This is a genomic window from Nonomuraea sp. NPDC049141 (assembly GCF_040648415.1).
In the GTDB taxonomy this organism is placed as follows: Bacteria; Actinomycetota; Actinomycetes; order Streptosporangiales; family Streptosporangiaceae; genus Nonomuraea.
In genome coordinates, this window is the sequence record NZ_JBEZDR010000005.1 from 47,077 (window position 1) to 60,801 (window position 13,725).

15 protein-coding genes are annotated in these 13,725 nt (G+C 69.6%); 10 read left to right on the forward strand and 5 right to left on the reverse strand.

Annotated features, from left to right (window positions below; all coding sequences use genetic code 11):
* Positions 1–18: 18 nt before the first annotated feature.
* A complete protein-coding gene (locus tag AB0B91_RS16180; protein WP_358319342.1) occupies positions 19–486 on the forward strand; it encodes a sterol carrier family protein in 468 nt (155 codons plus the stop codon).
* Here the strand turns inward: AB0B91_RS16180 and AB0B91_RS16185 are convergent.
* Positions 483–1,622, reverse strand: a complete 1,140-nt coding sequence (locus AB0B91_RS16185) for a hypothetical protein (protein WP_358319345.1) — start codon at positions 1,620–1,622, stop codon at positions 483–485. The genes AB0B91_RS16180 and AB0B91_RS16185 overlap by 4 nt on opposite strands.
* Positions 1,623–1,763: 141 nt before the next feature.
* On the opposite strand from AB0B91_RS16185, the gene AB0B91_RS16190 reads away from it, so the two are divergent.
* The 3 genes from AB0B91_RS16190 (at position 1,764) to purM (ending at position 4,753) form a co-directional block, all read left to right on the forward strand.
* Positions 1,764–2,168 carry a MarR family transcriptional regulator gene (locus tag AB0B91_RS16190; RefSeq protein ID WP_358319347.1) on the forward strand — a complete coding sequence of 135 codons (405 nt, stop codon included), beginning with the start codon at positions 1,764–1,766 and terminating at the stop codon, positions 2,166–2,168.
* A 129-nt stretch (positions 2,169–2,297) separates the two neighbouring features.
* Complete coding sequence (gene purF / locus AB0B91_RS16195) at positions 2,298–3,731, forward strand: amidophosphoribosyltransferase (protein ID WP_358319350.1); 1,434 nt, start codon at positions 2,298–2,300, stop codon at positions 3,729–3,731.
* On the forward strand, positions 3,728–4,753 hold the full coding sequence (purM, locus tag AB0B91_RS16200; RefSeq protein ID WP_358319352.1) for a phosphoribosylformylglycinamidine cyclo-ligase: 1,026 nt from the start codon (positions 3,728–3,730) through the stop codon (positions 4,751–4,753). Before purF ends, purM begins: the two co-directional genes overlap by 4 nt.
* A gap of 260 nt (positions 4,754–5,013) precedes the next feature.
* Here the strand turns inward: purM and AB0B91_RS16205 are convergent, their stop codons facing one another.
* Both AB0B91_RS16205 and AB0B91_RS16210 read right to left on the reverse strand, forming a co-directional pair.
* Positions 5,014–5,238, reverse strand: coding sequence for a DUF3073 domain-containing protein (locus tag AB0B91_RS16205; RefSeq protein ID WP_214643532.1), 225 nt, complete (start codon positions 5,236–5,238; stop codon positions 5,014–5,016).
* Between the two features lie 151 nt (positions 5,239–5,389).
* Positions 5,390–6,469, reverse strand: a complete 1,080-nt coding sequence (locus AB0B91_RS16210; protein WP_358319354.1) for a Glu/Leu/Phe/Val dehydrogenase dimerization domain-containing protein — start codon at positions 6,467–6,469, stop codon at positions 5,390–5,392.
* A gap of 111 nt (positions 6,470–6,580) precedes the next feature.
* On the opposite strand from AB0B91_RS16210, the gene AB0B91_RS16215 reads away from it, so the two are divergent.
* Both AB0B91_RS16215 and bldC read left to right on the forward strand, forming a co-directional pair.
* Positions 6,581–7,444 carry a hypothetical protein gene (locus tag AB0B91_RS16215; protein ID WP_358319357.1) on the forward strand — a complete coding sequence of 288 codons (864 nt, stop codon included), beginning with the start codon at positions 6,581–6,583 and terminating at the stop codon, positions 7,442–7,444.
* A 322-nt stretch (positions 7,445–7,766) separates the two neighbouring features.
* Positions 7,767–7,970: a developmental transcriptional regulator BldC gene (gene bldC, locus AB0B91_RS16220; RefSeq protein ID WP_013133571.1), complete on the forward strand. Its 204-nt coding sequence runs from the start codon at positions 7,767–7,769 to the stop codon at positions 7,968–7,970.
* A gap of 125 nt (positions 7,971–8,095) precedes the next feature.
* Here bldC and AB0B91_RS16225 read toward each other — a convergent pair whose 3' ends face one another.
* Positions 8,096–8,683, reverse strand: coding sequence for a TetR/AcrR family transcriptional regulator (locus tag AB0B91_RS16225; protein ID WP_219532557.1), 588 nt, complete (start codon positions 8,681–8,683; stop codon positions 8,096–8,098).
* A gap of 224 nt (positions 8,684–8,907) precedes the next feature.
* On the opposite strand from AB0B91_RS16225, the gene AB0B91_RS16230 reads away from it, so the two are divergent.
* The 4 genes from AB0B91_RS16230 (at position 8,908) to AB0B91_RS16245 (ending at position 12,859) form a co-directional block, all read left to right on the forward strand.
* Positions 8,908–9,957 carry a LacI family DNA-binding transcriptional regulator gene (locus AB0B91_RS16230; protein ID WP_358319360.1) on the forward strand — a complete coding sequence of 350 codons (1,050 nt, stop codon included), beginning with the start codon at positions 8,908–8,910 and terminating at the stop codon, positions 9,955–9,957.
* Between the two features lie 126 nt (positions 9,958–10,083).
* Positions 10,084–10,332, forward strand: coding sequence for a hypothetical protein (locus AB0B91_RS16235; protein ID WP_219532555.1), 249 nt, complete (start codon positions 10,084–10,086; stop codon positions 10,330–10,332).
* Positions 10,333–10,418: 86 nt separating this feature from the next.
* Complete coding sequence (locus AB0B91_RS16240) at positions 10,419–11,264, forward strand: N-acetylmuramoyl-L-alanine amidase (protein WP_358319363.1); 846 nt, start codon at positions 10,419–10,421, stop codon at positions 11,262–11,264.
* Positions 11,261–12,859 carry a beta-N-acetylhexosaminidase gene (locus AB0B91_RS16245; protein WP_358319366.1) on the forward strand — a complete coding sequence of 533 codons (1,599 nt, stop codon included), beginning with the start codon at positions 11,261–11,263 and terminating at the stop codon, positions 12,857–12,859. The genes AB0B91_RS16240 and AB0B91_RS16245 overlap by 4 nt, the downstream gene beginning before the upstream one ends.
* Before the next feature lie 7 nt (positions 12,860–12,866).
* On the opposite strand, the gene AB0B91_RS16250 is transcribed toward AB0B91_RS16245, so the two are convergent.
* Positions 12,867–13,646: an aminoglycoside adenylyltransferase domain-containing protein gene (locus AB0B91_RS16250; RefSeq protein ID WP_358319369.1), complete on the reverse strand. Its 780-nt coding sequence runs from the start codon at positions 13,644–13,646 to the stop codon at positions 12,867–12,869.
* Positions 13,647–13,725: the final 79 nt, after the last annotated feature.

Below are 13,725 nucleotides of genomic sequence, written 5' to 3' on the forward strand. Positions count from 1 at the left end.
ACGACGACCGCCAGCGCGATGAACGCTTCCTGGGGACACAATGGTGGGGTGCCATCGAGGAAGCCGGACCCGGACAAATTGCGAGCCGCACTGGACGCCCAGCTCGTGGCGCTGGACGAACCGCCCTTCGACGGGCCGCCGTCGGCACTGGCCGGTGCGCTGGTCTCAGCCGTGCTCGCCGCGTACGAGCGGGACCTGCGGCCCGAGCGGGACGCGGCCCGGCAGGCCGTGCGCTACCTGCTCGACCGGCTGGCGACCGCCGCACCCGGAAGGACGGTGGAGGTGCGCGTGCCGCCGTACGCGGCCGTACAGGCCATCGCGGGGCCACGCCACACGCGCGGCACTCCCCCGAACGTCGTGGAGACGGACGGCCGCACCTGGATCGAGCTCGCGCTGGGCCGCCTCACGTGGGCCGAGGCCATGGCGAAGGGCGCCGTCTCGGCGAGCGGCGCCCGTGCCGACCTGTCCGCCCATCTCCCCCTTTAAGGGGTACGCCGCATCCAGGGGAACTTGTCCTCGAAGCACTTGTCGGCGAGCTGGCCGGGAAGGTGGCCGCACTCCTGGACCACGTTCCAGAACCAGATGGCCACGATGGCGAAGATGATCAGAGCGACGACACTGATCGCGATGCCCGTGATGGCGCGGCCCTTGCCCACGCCCCTGCTGAGCGCGACGCTGCCGAAGACGATCGACAGGATCGCGGTGAGCAGGCCGGTGAAACAGACGAAGACGAGGAACGGGCTGGCGACGCCCAGCACCAGCGAGGCCGTGGCCAGACCACTGCCCGGCTTGATGGGCTGGCCGGTCTGGTAGGGGCCGTACCCCGGGGGCGGGCCGTAGGGGGGACCGCCACCGCCGGGCGGGCCACCGTACGGGCTGGAGGGCGAAGTGCCAGGAACGGCGGGAATGGGCTCGGTCCTCGGTGGAATGTCCCGCTGCTCGCCGTATGCCCTGGGCCCGCCCTCGTACGGCGACCCAGGCGGAGGGGCTTCCCCGTACAGCGGCCCGGCGCCCTCACCGGACGGCCGCGGGAGGGCTTCCTCGAACGGCCACTCGGGACCTTCCTCAGAGGGCTGCGGGCGGCCTTCCCCGTACGCCGGGCCGGCGCCCTCACCAGGCGGCGTCGGCGGGCGCGTCCCCTCGGACGGCGGCGGCACGCCCGGAGGCGCGAACGACGGCCGCTCGTCCTGCGATGACGGCGGCGACTCTTCCGGCGGCGTGGTCGCCGGCTCGTAGCGCGACGGTGTCGTGGCCCTCGGCTCGCCGGGCTCCCCGCCGTCGCGCTCCCAGCCCGGATAGGGCGGCCGCGCCCCGGGCATCGGGAACGCCTGGGTCTCCTCCGCGTCGCGCTCCTGGGCCGCGGCCGGACCCGGCGTCTCGGGTGAGGTGGGCAGGTCGGGGTGGAACGGCCTCAGCGGCTCCCCACCCGGACGCGGCGGCTCCTCCCGGGGAACCACCGGCGGCGCGGGCGTGATCGGCTCCTCGGGCTCCCCGCCCTCCCCGTTGGCGCCCGTGCCGGAGTCGCCGGGCGCCCTGCCGGTGGGCTCGCCCTCCTGCGGCGGCCGGCCGGGCTCGTCGCCATCGTTCGGCCGGGGGTGGTTCGGATCTCCAGGTGTGGTCACGTCTGCGTCTCCCGACGGGTCAGCATGCCGGATACTTCACCCTTTCGCGCATGCCACCACCGAAACCGCACGACACGGTAAAACCCCCCTCATCCTTGGGTCACCATGCGCCAAACCGGCAGGCGGCGGCAGGATGAGGGCATGCTGGAAGAGACCCTGACCTACGCGCTGATCATGGTCATGAAGGCGAAACGCCACCGGATGGCGGCGGCCCTGGTCCCCCTGGGCCTGCACAGCGGCCAGGAACTGCTGCTCAACCAGTTATGGCAGCAGGACGGCCGCACCCAGAGCGAGCTCATCGGCAAGCTGGGCGTCGAGCCGCCGACCGTCACCAAGACCGTCCAGCGTCTGGAACGGGCCGGCTTCCTGCACCGCGCACCCGACCCCGACCGGCCGCGGGTGAGCCGCGTCTGGCTGACCGACGCCGGCAAGGCCGTCCGCGAGCCCGTGGAACAGATCTGGGCCCGGATGGACGAAGAACTGCTGGGCGCGTTCGACGCGGAGGAGCGCGACGTGTTCGCCCGCCTGCTGCGTGCCATGACCTAACGGCCCTTTCACTCCCAGCGAAACCGCCTCGCGGAGCGCGGCGGATCCAACGCCGGCCGGTCGGCGCATGCCCGCTGATCTGGCCCCCGGGTGCGCGAGCAGGGGAGCGGCCGACCTAGACTGAAGCACGTGCTGAAAGGCGACGGCCGGCTCGGCCATGACCTGGACCCCCAAGACCGTGCTCCGCAGGACGCCTGTGGCGTCTTCGGAGTCTGGGCGCCAGGCGAGGAAGTCTCCAAACTCACCTACTACGGACTGTACGCGTTGCAACACCGCGGACAGGAGTCCGCGGGCATCGCGGTCAGCGAGGGCAGCCGCATCCTCGTCTACAAGGACATGGGTCTGGTCTCCCAGGTCTTCGACGAGTCGGTGCTCGGCACCCTCAGAGGGCATCTGGCCATCGGCCACTGCCGCTACTCCACGACCGGCTCCAGTGTGTGGGAGAACGCGCAGCCCACGCTGAGCTCCACCGACGTCGGCGGCCTCGCGCTCGCCCACAACGGCAACCTGATCAACACCCCGGAGCTGGCCCTGCGGCTGGAGCCCGGGACGACCAGGGCGACCACCGACACCGACGTGCTCACCACGCTGCTCGCCCAGGACGACCGGTCCATCGAGGACGCGGCGGCCGATCTGCTGCCCCAGGTCAAGGGCGCCTACTCGCTGGTGTTCATGAACGAGAAGACCCTCTACGCGGCCCGCGACCCACAGGGCATCCGCCCGCTGGTCCTGGGCCGTCTTGAGCGGGGCTGGGTGGTGGCCTCCGAGACGGCCGCACTCGACATCGTGGGCGCCACCTTCACCCGCGAAATCGAGCCGGGCGAAATGCTCACCATCGACGAGCGCGGCGTCAGGTCGCGCCGGTTCGCGCTGGCCGAGCCGAAGGGCTGCCTGTTCGAGTACGTCTACCTGGCCCGCCCCGACACCACCATCGCCGGGCGCGGCATCCAGGTCACCAGGGTCGAGGTCGGCCGCGAGCTGGCCCGCGAGCACCCTGTCGAGGCCGACCTGGTCATCCCGACGCCCGAGTCCGGCACGCCCGCCGCCGTCGGCTACGCGCAGGAGAGCGGCATCCCCTACGGCCAGGGCCTGGTGAAGAACTCCTACGTCGGCCGCACCTTCATCCAGCCCTCGCAGACCATCCGTCAGCTCGGCATCAGGCTCAAGCTCAACCCGCTGCGCGAGGTCGTCGAGGGCAAGCGCCTCGTCGTCGTGGACGACTCCATCGTCCGGGGCAACACCCAGCGCGCGATCGTCAGGATGCTGCGCGAGGCCGGCGCCAAAGAGGTGCACGTACGCATCTCCTCGCCGCCCGTGGCCTGGCCGTGCTTCTACGGCATCGACTTCGCCACCAGGGCCGAGCTCATCGCGGGCTCGCTCACCGTCGAGGAGATCCGCGCCTCGCTCGGCGCCGACTCGCTGGGCTACATCTCGCTGGAGGGCCTGACCAAGGCCACCACCATCCCCGCCGAACGCCTGTGCCGGGCCTGCTTCGACGGTTCCTATCCCATCCCCATCGACCAGGACAACGTGGGCAAGTTCGTGTTGGAGAGCAAGGCGTGACGACGTACGAGGCCGCCGGAGTCGACATCGAGGCGGGCGAGCGCGCCGTCTCGCTGATGAAGGCGAAGGTGGCCCGCTCGCGCCGGCCCGAGGTGGTCGACGACGCCAGCGGCTTCGCCGGCCTGTTCGACGCCTCGGCCCTGCTGCGCTACCAGCGCCCGCTGCTGGCCACCTCGACCGACGGCGTGGGCACCAAGGTCATGCTCGCCCAGCGATACGGCAAGCACGACACGATCGGCATCGACCTCGTCGCCATGGTCCTCGACGACCTGGTGGTGTGCGGGGCCGAGCCGCTGTTCATGACCGACTACATCGCCTGCGGCAAGGTGGTGCCCGAGCGGATCGCCGAGATCGTGGGCGGCGTCGCCGAGGGCTGCCGGCTGGCCGGGGCGGCCCTGCTCGGCGGCGAGACCGCCGAACACCCGGGAGCCATGGGGCCCGACGAATACGACCTGGCCGGCGCGGGCACCGGCGTCGTGGAGGCGTCGGCGATGCTCGGCGCCTCCCGCGTGCGGGCCGGCGACGCGGTGCTCGGCCTGGCGTCGTCGGGAGTGCACTCCAACGGTTATTCGCTGGTCCGCCACGTGCTGCGCGAGTCGTCACTGTCGCTCGACGCCGACCTCCCCGAGCTGGCCAGGCCACTGGGCGCCGAGCTGCTGGAGCCCACCCGGATCTACTCGCTCGACTGCCTGGAGCTGGCCCGCGCGGTGGACGTGCACGCCTACGCCCACATCACGGGCGGCGGCATCGAGAGCAATCTGTCCCGCTCACTCCCCGACCACCTGGACGCCACCCTCGACCGCTCGTCGTGGACCCCACCACCGATCTTCTCGGTCCTGTCCGGCCACGGCAACATCGAGCAGAAGGACATGGACAAGACCTTCAACCTGGGCATCGGCATGGCCGCCATCGTGGCGCAAGAGTCTGCGGACGAAGCCCTACGCCTCCTGACCGACCGCGGCCTGGAAGCCTGGGTCCTGGGCGAAATCACCGAAGGCACCGGCAAGGCCAGCTACCGCTGACACGGGTGGCAGGGGTTGCCGCCGGCAACGCCTGCCACGTCGCACCGGCTCAGGCACCGGCCGACAATTCACCACCCAGATGGTCTCACCGTCTTGTAACGGCGCCGGGCCCTGTGCGGGCTCAGCGGCCGTATTCCTGGAGGCCCCCAGCCACGGACGGCGGGTGGCGGCCAGGTTGGCCGTGCCGTAACCCCACAAAAAAGAAAATTCACCCCACGGGTGGGTGCCGTGGGGTGGACTTCGCTCAACCAGAAGAACGACTACGAACGCCCAGACGAACGATCGTCGTCGTTGTTGCTGTAGTCATCGGCGTAATCGGCATAGCGATCCGCCAGCTCATCGCTGAGGTCGTCGGCGTCGTCATTGTCGCTGGAGTCTCCGACCCCGAGTTCATCGCGAAGACGATCAAGATCCGTGCCACCGCTGTTGTACTTCAGCTGGCGAGCAACCTTGACCTGCTTGGCCTTTGCTCGGCCGCGCCCCATTGGCTCGACCCCCTCGTGTGGGGTCGTCCCCGACCCCTCGTCGCTAACGCACCACACACTGACGCCGCCTGACTTTGGGCGTCAGCCTATCGTTCGCCTATTACCGTACCTGTTTTGTGCCCAGCTCGGTACGTCGTATGGGCGTGGGGCATCAGTGGCCCAGCCAAATGCCCCTAATACGCCCGACTTCCGACATTCTGCGCTCGGCCAGCCTATCTGCTGCGACCGCCGGAGGTACGCCCTCCTCGGTCGCGATCGCGAAGATCTTCAGAGTCGTGTCATAGATCTGGGTCGCCTTGGCCCTGGCACGCTCCATGTTGAAGCCCTCGAGCTCGTCCGCGACCTGGATCACGCCGCCCGAGTTGACCACGTAGTCGGGCGCGTAGAGGATGCCGCGCTCCGCTAGCTGCTTCTCGACCCCGGGATGGGCGAGCTGGTTGTTGGCCGCGCCACAGACGATCCTGGCCCGGAGCGTGGCCGAGACCTGGTCGTCGAGCGCCCCGCCCAGCGCGCACGGGGCGAACACGTCGATGTCGGCCGTGGTGAGCGCCGCCGCGTCGGCCACGACGTCCACCTCGGGGTGGCGCTGCCGTACGCGCTCGACCGCCTTGGGGTCGACGTCGCAGACGACCACTTCGGCCCCGTCCTCGCGCAACAGGCCCACCAGCCGGTGGCCGACCTTGCCGACGCCCTCGACGCCGACCCGCCTGCCGAGCAGCGACGGCGTGCCGTACACGCGCTCGGCCGAGGCCCGCATGCCCTGGAAGACGCCGAACGCCGTGAGGATCGAGGAGTCGCCGGCGCCGCCGTGGGCGAGCGTGCGGCCGACCACGGAGCGCGACTCCCTTGCGATGACGTCCATGTCCTCGCTGCACGTGCCAACGTCACAGGCGGTGATGTAGCGCCCGCCGAGCGACTCGATGAAGCGGCCGTAGGCACGCAGCAGCGCCTCGCTCTTGTCCCGGCCCGGGTCACCGATGATGACGGCCTTGCCGCCGCCGAGGTCGAGACCGGCCAGCGCGTTCTTGTAGGCCATGCCCTTGGCCAGGTTGAGCACATCGGCCAGGGCCGCCTGCTCGTCCGGGTAGGGGTAGAACCTGGTGCCTCCCAGGGCCGGCCCGAGTGCGGTGTTGTGGATGGCGATGATGGCGCGCAGGCCGCTCTGCTCGTCCGCGCAGAATACGACCTGCTCATGGACGTCCTTGTGGGACGAACCGAAGACATCGGTCACGGTAGTGACTCCCTGTCCGTTACACTCCGTCGCTCCGTCGCGACGGATATCGCTTCTCAGCGTAATAGCCGCGACGGTGCGAGCAGGTTGTCTTCATGACACGATGCCTCCGTGCTGCCCTATGCCGCTTACCTCCGGGTCTACGAGCCGCTGACCGCGTTCGCCGAGTCCGAGCGCAAGGTCTGGGCCGAGTACGCCGAATCGCGCGACCGCCCCCGCCGGGCCACCGCGCTCAACGCCGAGCACGACGAGGCCGTCAGGCGCCTGCTCGGCATGCCGCCCCACCCGGCACCCGCGCAGGAGAGCCCCAACGCCTATCTGCGGCGCGTTGAGGACCGGCTCTATGTCTGTCCGTGGCAGACGCGGTTGCGCTCGTGGCTGGCGTTCTCAAGGCTGCGTGGGAGCACTCCTGTGAAGCTCATGGACCGGTTTGTCCCGAAGGCGATCGCCGAGCAGACCGTCGACGACTTCGACAGGTACAAGCGCACGGGTGGCTCCTCCGCGCTCCGGACCCACATCCGCACCACGGCCTGGCACGTGCCACCCGCGTGGTTCGTGCCCTTTGACGGGAACGAGCGCTGGCTGGTGCTCGGCTCCTCGACCCCGGGACAGGACGTGACCACCACGACGGGACGCAACCTCATCTACGTCACCTCCATGGCCCAGGCCAGGAGGCGTTCCGCGCGGGCGTTGCAGGTGCTGCGCAGGCACCTGGGCGAGGTGTCGGCCAACCTCGACGTGGAGGACGTGGCCAGGTGGCTTGAGGAGTTCCATCCGCACTCGCTGGTCGAGCTCGATTACGGCGGGTTGGTACGCCTTATGGATGATGACGCTCTGCAAGCGGATCAGTCCGTCGCGGAGCTCTCCGCGGCCCTCACGGGGCTGGACACGGGTCAAGAAGAGCTTGCCTACGCCATGTATCAGAGGGTGATCCTGCGCTGGAAGTCAATGCAACTTCTGGAATCTGCCAACTGAGCCCCAATACAACCGTCTGACCTGCATAAGTAGGTCATGACTCGCGGCTGCTCTCTTCTGCGAACTGAGTAGTTTGCCGTTTTCACTGCGATACCACGAAACGTGTCGCTAGAATCACCGAGCGTGACATCGCCATGTGAGCGGGCAGTTGGGTCAAAGAAGGGCTCGCAAATCGCTCTGCGTGGCGGTATGGTCACTTCGGGTGATGCCGCATATGGCTCAGAAAAGCCGCACGCTCTGGGCTATAGGGGGACATCCGTGACACGCGCAAAGGGAGTCACAGGATCGCTGAGCCGGTCCACACGGAGGAGAGGCCGCACAAATGTCAGCTCGTACACCCGAGGCCGAGCCGCTGCTCACGCCCGCTGAGGTCGCGACCATGTTCAGGGTCGACCCCAAGACCGTTACCCGGTGGGCGAAGGCAGGCAAGTTGACGTCGATTCGTACCCTCGGCGGTCACCGGCGTTACCGGGAGACCGAGGTCCGGGCACTGCTGGCGGGCATTCCGCAGCAGCGTTCGGAGTAGTGCCGGGGTCGTCACGAACCTCAGGGGGGTTGAATGGTGGGCCGTGCTGGACAGCCCGGTCCACCCAGGTGACGACGTCATGTCGTAGTGGGAAGCTGGCGCCGCCCGCCCGGCGCCATCCTTCCCTAGGCGAGCTGTTCCCTGGTCAGTAGATCCAGCAATCCGTCGACCTCCGCGTCATAGCCGGCGGCTACTCTGAGTAGCGCCACCATGTGATCGACGAGCATCTTCTCCAGCGTCGCGCGTTCGATGTCGCGGTGCTCCAGCCAGTCCAGGCCCGCGGTCTCCACCGACGCGATCCACGATCTCAGCGTCGTACGCAGCACCGGACTCGGCCGCTCGACCCGCATCTGCCGCTGGATGAGCCGGAAGAGGCGTTGCCGCACTCCGTCGACGATCTCCCCGATCTCTCCCGCCCGGTTGGCGGGGCCGCCGCGCAGCAGCGCCGCGAAGCCGGCCGCGTGCTCCTCGACGAAGTCGAAGTAGCGCCGCAGCCCCGAGGCGAGTTCGTCCAGCGGCCTGCCGCCGCCCTGCGGGCGCAGCCGTGACTCCAGTTGCTCGGCCGCGCTCTTCAGCGCCGCCACGTACAGCTCCTGCTTGCCACCGAAGTAGTGGTAGACCAGTGCTCGCGAAGCGCCGGCGGCCGAGGCCACGTCGTCGATCGAGACGTCTTCCGCGTCGCGTGTGCTGAAGAGCTCGAGTGCCGCGGCCATGAGCTCCTCGCGACGGCGATCCACGCTGAGCCTGCGCCGAGCCGGTCGGGCCGCTTCGGCTGACTTCCCGAGTGTCACAACTGCACAGTATCCGACCCCCTGCCTAATAGCGGACATGTAGCCAACCGGTCAATATCAGCCTTCCCTAACCTGAAGCCGTACCCTGTGGCGAACTCGATCGTTTGGTCAGACAGGTGCCCAACTTCGCATCGCGGGGGAGACACATGTCAGGACCACCCGTCAACACTTCAACTATCGCCGAGCTCCGTGAGGTAGACGCGGTGCCTCGGCCAAGACCCACCATCCGCAACGTCGCCGAGCGAGCCGGCGTCTCGAAATCGCTGGTCTCACTCGTACTGCGCGGATCCCCGCACGTGAGCGAACACCGGCGGCAAGCTGTACTGCAGGCGGCCCGCGAGCTCGGCTACCGGCCCAACGCGGTCGCGCGGAGCCTCGTCGAAGGCCGTACCCACCTCGTCGGCGCGCTCGTCGCCGACCTGCACAACCCGTTCTACGCCGAGTTCCTCGACGGTCTGCAGGAGAGCCTGCACGGCGACGGACTGCGCATGCTGATCGGCAACAGCCAGTGGGACCCCGCGTTCGAGGACGAGGCCGTGGAGGCCTTCCTGGAGCTCAGGGTCGACGGGCTGGTGCTGCTCGGCATCGCGCCGACCAGCGAGACGCTGATCGAGGCGACCTCCTACACGCCCACGGTCGTCGTAGGGGAACGTGACATCGAGCTCGAGGGCGTCGACATCGTCGTCGACGACGACCAGCTCGGCGCCCGTCTGGCCATCGACCACCTGGTCGACCACGGCCACAAGCGGATCGCGCACATCGAGGGTCCGCGTTCATCCCGCTGCGAGGGTTATCTCGTGGCGATGCGCAGGCACTCGCTGGCGCCTTACATCATGGTCGAGGCCGCGGAGTCGACCGAGGAGGACGGCCGGCAGGCCGCCCTCGCCCTGCTCAGCCGCGAACCCAGGCCCACGGCGATCTTCGCCGCCAACGACGTGGTGGCGCTCGGCGTCCTGTCGGCCGCGGCGGAACTGGGCCTGAAGGTGCCGGACGACCTGTCGGTGGTCGGTTACGACAACACCCACCTGGCCGCCTCGCACCACATCAATCTCACCTCCGTCGACCAACCGCGCCGCACCATGGGCCGGTCCGCGGCGGCCCTGCTCAGCGACCGGATCGGAGACCCAGCGAAAGTCGCCCGGCTGCGCCAGGTGACCCCCGAACTGATCGTCCGGCGAAGCACCGGACCCGCCTAGGGAGGGCCGAGGGAGCACGGGTCGCGTTTAGAGAGGGCCAAAGCTGGGTCAACCCGTGCGGTGGCGGCGCCGCACGGAGGTTTACTCGTCAGGTCAAGCGACACGATCTGATCCGGGGGGACAGCCATGCGTGATCCGGAACTGGTGTCCTGCGCCCAGCGCGCGGCGACCGAGCTCGAACGCGCCTGGGCGCAGTGGCGCGCGGGCAGGGACAGGGGTACCGACGTCGGCGCGGAGTCCGTGGCCAGCTACGTCGCCCACTCCCTCGACCACCCATGGGGCCGTCCCCGCGTCGTTCTCGGTCTCGACGCCGAGGACGCACGGGAGCTGGCCGCGCTGCTCGAACGGCAGGAGGTGGGCGAACACGTCTGGTGACGCCCGCCCCTGAGGTGAGCCTCCGGCGGGGACCGCTCTGGACATAAGCGTCTGGCGAGGACCGCTCTTGACGTAAGTTGGAACGCATGCGTGCTCTTCCTGCGTCACTCCTCGCTGTCTGCGGCCTGATCGCCACCGCGTGCGGCAGCACCGGCAGCGGTGGCGCCGCGGCAGGTCAGGCCGCCCAAGCGGACGCGACGACCCTGGCCCCCGCCCCGGCTCAGGCTCGTACCAAGCCCCAGGCCCGCGCCAAGCCGCAGGCCGCGGCCCGGCCGCTGGAGGGCAAGACCATCGTCATCGACCCGGGGCACAACGGCGGCAACTACCGCGATCCGAAGGCCGTCAACCGCAAGGTCAACGTGCTGACCAAATGGAAGCCGTGCGACACGACGGGGACCGAGACCAACAGCCACTACACCGAGGCCGCCTTCACCTGGGACGTCTCCAACCGCATGGTCAAGATCCTCAAGGCCCGCGGCGCCACGGTGAAGCTGACCAGGGCCGACAACAGCAGTGTCGGGCCGTGCATCACCGAACGGGCCGCGATCGGTAACAAGGCCAAGGCCGACGCCGCGATCTCCGTGCACGGCGACGGCGCCGCGGCCGCCAACCACGGCTTCCACGTCATCATGCCGAAGAAGATCAACGGCCCGGTCGACCCCGTCGTGGCCGACTCGCGCAAGCTGGGCCTGGCCGTGCGTGACGCGTACAAGAAGGAGACCGGGCTGCCCTACTCGACCTACATCGGCAGCAACGCCCTCGACTTCCGCGACGACCTCGGCGGCCTCAACCTGTCGACGGTGCCGAAGATCTTCATCGAGTGCGGCAACATGCGTAACGCGGGCGAGGCGGCCAAGTTCCAGAATTCCGCGTTCAGGCAGCGCATCGCGGTGGCGCTGGCCGACGGTTTGCAGCACTATCTCAAAGCATGATTCCTCGCCCCAATCTGCTGAGCAATCTCTCCGGTTCCTACGAGCTGACCTCGGGCGCGGCCGTCTCGGGGCCCGAGGACCTGGTCGACGCCGTACGGCTGGCGCTGCCGGTGCTCGACCTGCGACCGGGCGACGCGGGAGCCGTCGATCTGCGGCACGACCCAGCCCTCGGCCCGGAGGCGTACCGGCTGGTCGTGGGGTCGCGCGGGGTGGAGATCACGGCGGGTGACCGGGCGGGCGCCTTCTACGCGGGGCAGTCGCTGCACCAGTTGCTGCCGCCCGCTTCCTACCGCTTCTCGGCCGAGGCGGCGTGGATCGTTCCCGGGGTGCGGATCGAGGACGCTCCCCGCTTCTCCTGGCGTGGCCTGCACCTCGACGTGGCCAGGCACTTCTTCCCCAAGCGTGAGGTGCTCCGCCTGATCGACCTGATGGGGATGCACAAGCTGAACCGGCTCCACCTGCACCTGGTCGACGACCAGGGCTGGCGGGTGGAGAGCAGGGCGTACCCGCGGCTGCACGAGGTGGCCTCGCACCGCTCGCGTACGGCGACCAACCACTACCGCGAGCCCGACGCCTACGACGAGATCCCGCACGGCGGCTACTACTCGCTCGACGACCTGACGGAGATCGCCGCCTACGCGCGGGCCCGTGCGGTCATCGTCGTGCCGGAGATCGACGTGCCGGGGCACGCCCAGGCGATCCTGGCCGCCTATCCGGAGTTCGGCTCCTCCGACGACGACTACCAGGTGCTGGAGCGGTGGGGCATCACCCCGGCCATCCTGTCCCCCATGCCGCCCACGGTCGAGTTCCTGACCACGATCTTCGACGAGCTGATCGGCGCCATCGGCGAGACTCCCTACGTGCACATCGGCGGCGACGAGGTGGTGCTCGACCACTGGGCCGCCTCCCCCGAGATCACCGCCTACCGCGACTCGCTGGGTCTGTCGTCCATGGGTGAGTTGCAGGCGTGGTTCCTGCGCCGGCTCGCCGACGTGCTCGCGGACCGCGGCGCGCGGGCGGTCGTGTGGGACGAGGCGTTCGTCAGCGGTGAGCTGCGGCACGACACGCTGGTGATGCCGTGGCGCGGCATGGGCGTCGGCCGGCGGGCCGCCGCGGCGGGCCACGACGTGATCGCGACGCCGGTTTTCCCGCTGTACTTCGACTACGCGGAGTCGGCGTCGGCCGACGAGCCCATGGCGATCGGTGACGCGATCACCGTCGCCGACGTCGCGGCCTTCTCCCCCGCCCCGGACGACTGGTCCGGCGAAGAGCGGTCGCGGGTCGTCGGAGCCCAGGCCCAGCTCTGGACCGAGCGCATCCCCGACCCTCGCACGCTCGACTACCGGGCGTGGCCGCGGGCGTGCGCCCTGGCGGAGGTGGCGTGGTCCGGCTCGGCGGGGGCCGACTTCCCCGCCCGCCTGGAGGAGCATCTCGGCCGGCTCGACGCGATCGGGGTGGAGTACCGGCCGCTGGACGGGCCCAAGCCGTGGCAGCGGCGCAGACCCCACCGGCCCGCCACGGTACGCGTGGCCGAGGTGATGAAGCGGGTCGACTCGATGACCCACGACGCGGAGTCGACCAGACCCAGCGTGTGACCGTCCGTCACATCTCCAGCACCATGGTCATGAAGGCCAGCAGATCGGCCCGGCGACGGAACGGATTGCGGTAGAGCGCGGGCCCGCCCAGCCTGATCCGCAGCGCCTCGCGCACGATCCTGTGCCAACGCGCGTCGAACACCTCCAGCGCGTATTCGCCGGCGGCGGTCTTCGACGTCACCTCGCCCACCGCTAGCGTCTGGCGCAGGCGGGTGACGCCGAGCGCCCCCCACGCGGTCTGGTACTCGCTCAGCGCGGCCACGCCCGCCCGGGAGGCCGGCCGGGCGCTGTGCTGTACCCACCTGGTCCAGTACGTCGCCAGGTTCTTCCTGGTCTGCCTGGCCAGGGTGTCCCAGTCGGTGTGGATGCCGAGCTGGGCCGCCGACGGCCCTCTCACGGCCACGCCACCCTGGGCCAGCACGTGCCAGGTGACCAGGCCGCGCTCGAACCTTCCGGACTCGGTCAGCCGCCATTCGTGCACCGACGGCCCCTCGGGCGCCTGCGCCGGGTCCTTGCGCAGGTCGTCCCAGGTGACATAGAGGCCGTCGAAGTGCGGCTTGGCCCCACGGGTCTTCAGCTCGGCGTGGATCGTACGGAGCGCGGCGGGATCGGGCGGCCGGCCGGTCACCGCGACGAAGTCGACGTCGCTCACCCGCGGCCGGTAGTCGCCCAGCGCGATCGACCCCTGCAGGTACAGCCCCTCGATCAGACCCGGTGCGTGGCGATCGGCCAGTTCGAGGTAGTCCCGGCACAGGCGCGCGGGTGTGGCGTGCAGATCATCGAGCATCCGGGAACCCTAGCAACGCCGGGAACGCGTGCCGTCCCAGTTGGCTCGTTCTTCGGCCTGCCGTGAACTCCAGGCCGTC

Excerpts from the sequence above, each read along its gene's own strand:
- AB0B91_RS16245 (WP_358319366.1), top strand. The coding sequence starts at position 11,261 with ATGATTCCTCGCCCCAATCTGCTGAGCAATCTCTCCGGTTCCTACGAG.
- AB0B91_RS16240 (WP_358319363.1), top strand. The coding sequence starts at position 10,419 with ATGCGTGCTCTTCCTGCGTCACTCCTCGCTGTCTGCGGCCTGATCGCC.
- AB0B91_RS16235 (WP_219532555.1), top strand. The coding sequence starts at position 10,084 with ATGCGTGATCCGGAACTGGTGTCCTGCGCCCAGCGCGCGGCGACCGAG.
- AB0B91_RS16205 (WP_214643532.1), bottom strand. The coding sequence starts at position 5,238 with ATGGGGCGCGGCCGAGCAAAGGCCAAGCAGGTCAAGGTTGCTCGCCAG.
- AB0B91_RS16250 (WP_358319369.1), bottom strand. The coding sequence starts at position 13,646 with ATGCTCGATGATCTGCACGCCACACCCGCGCGCCTGTGCCGGGACTAC.
- AB0B91_RS16230 (WP_358319360.1), top strand. The coding sequence starts at position 8,908 with ATGTCAGGACCACCCGTCAACACTTCAACTATCGCCGAGCTCCGTGAG.
- AB0B91_RS16190 (WP_358319347.1), top strand. The coding sequence starts at position 1,764 with ATGCTGGAAGAGACCCTGACCTACGCGCTGATCATGGTCATGAAGGCG.
- AB0B91_RS16180 (WP_358319342.1), top strand. The coding sequence starts at position 19 with ATGAACGCTTCCTGGGGACACAATGGTGGGGTGCCATCGAGGAAGCCG.
- AB0B91_RS16225 (WP_219532557.1), bottom strand. The coding sequence starts at position 8,683 with ATGGCCGCGGCACTCGAGCTCTTCAGCACACGCGACGCGGAAGACGTC.
- bldC (WP_013133571.1), top strand. The coding sequence starts at position 7,767 with ATGTCAGCTCGTACACCCGAGGCCGAGCCGCTGCTCACGCCCGCTGAG.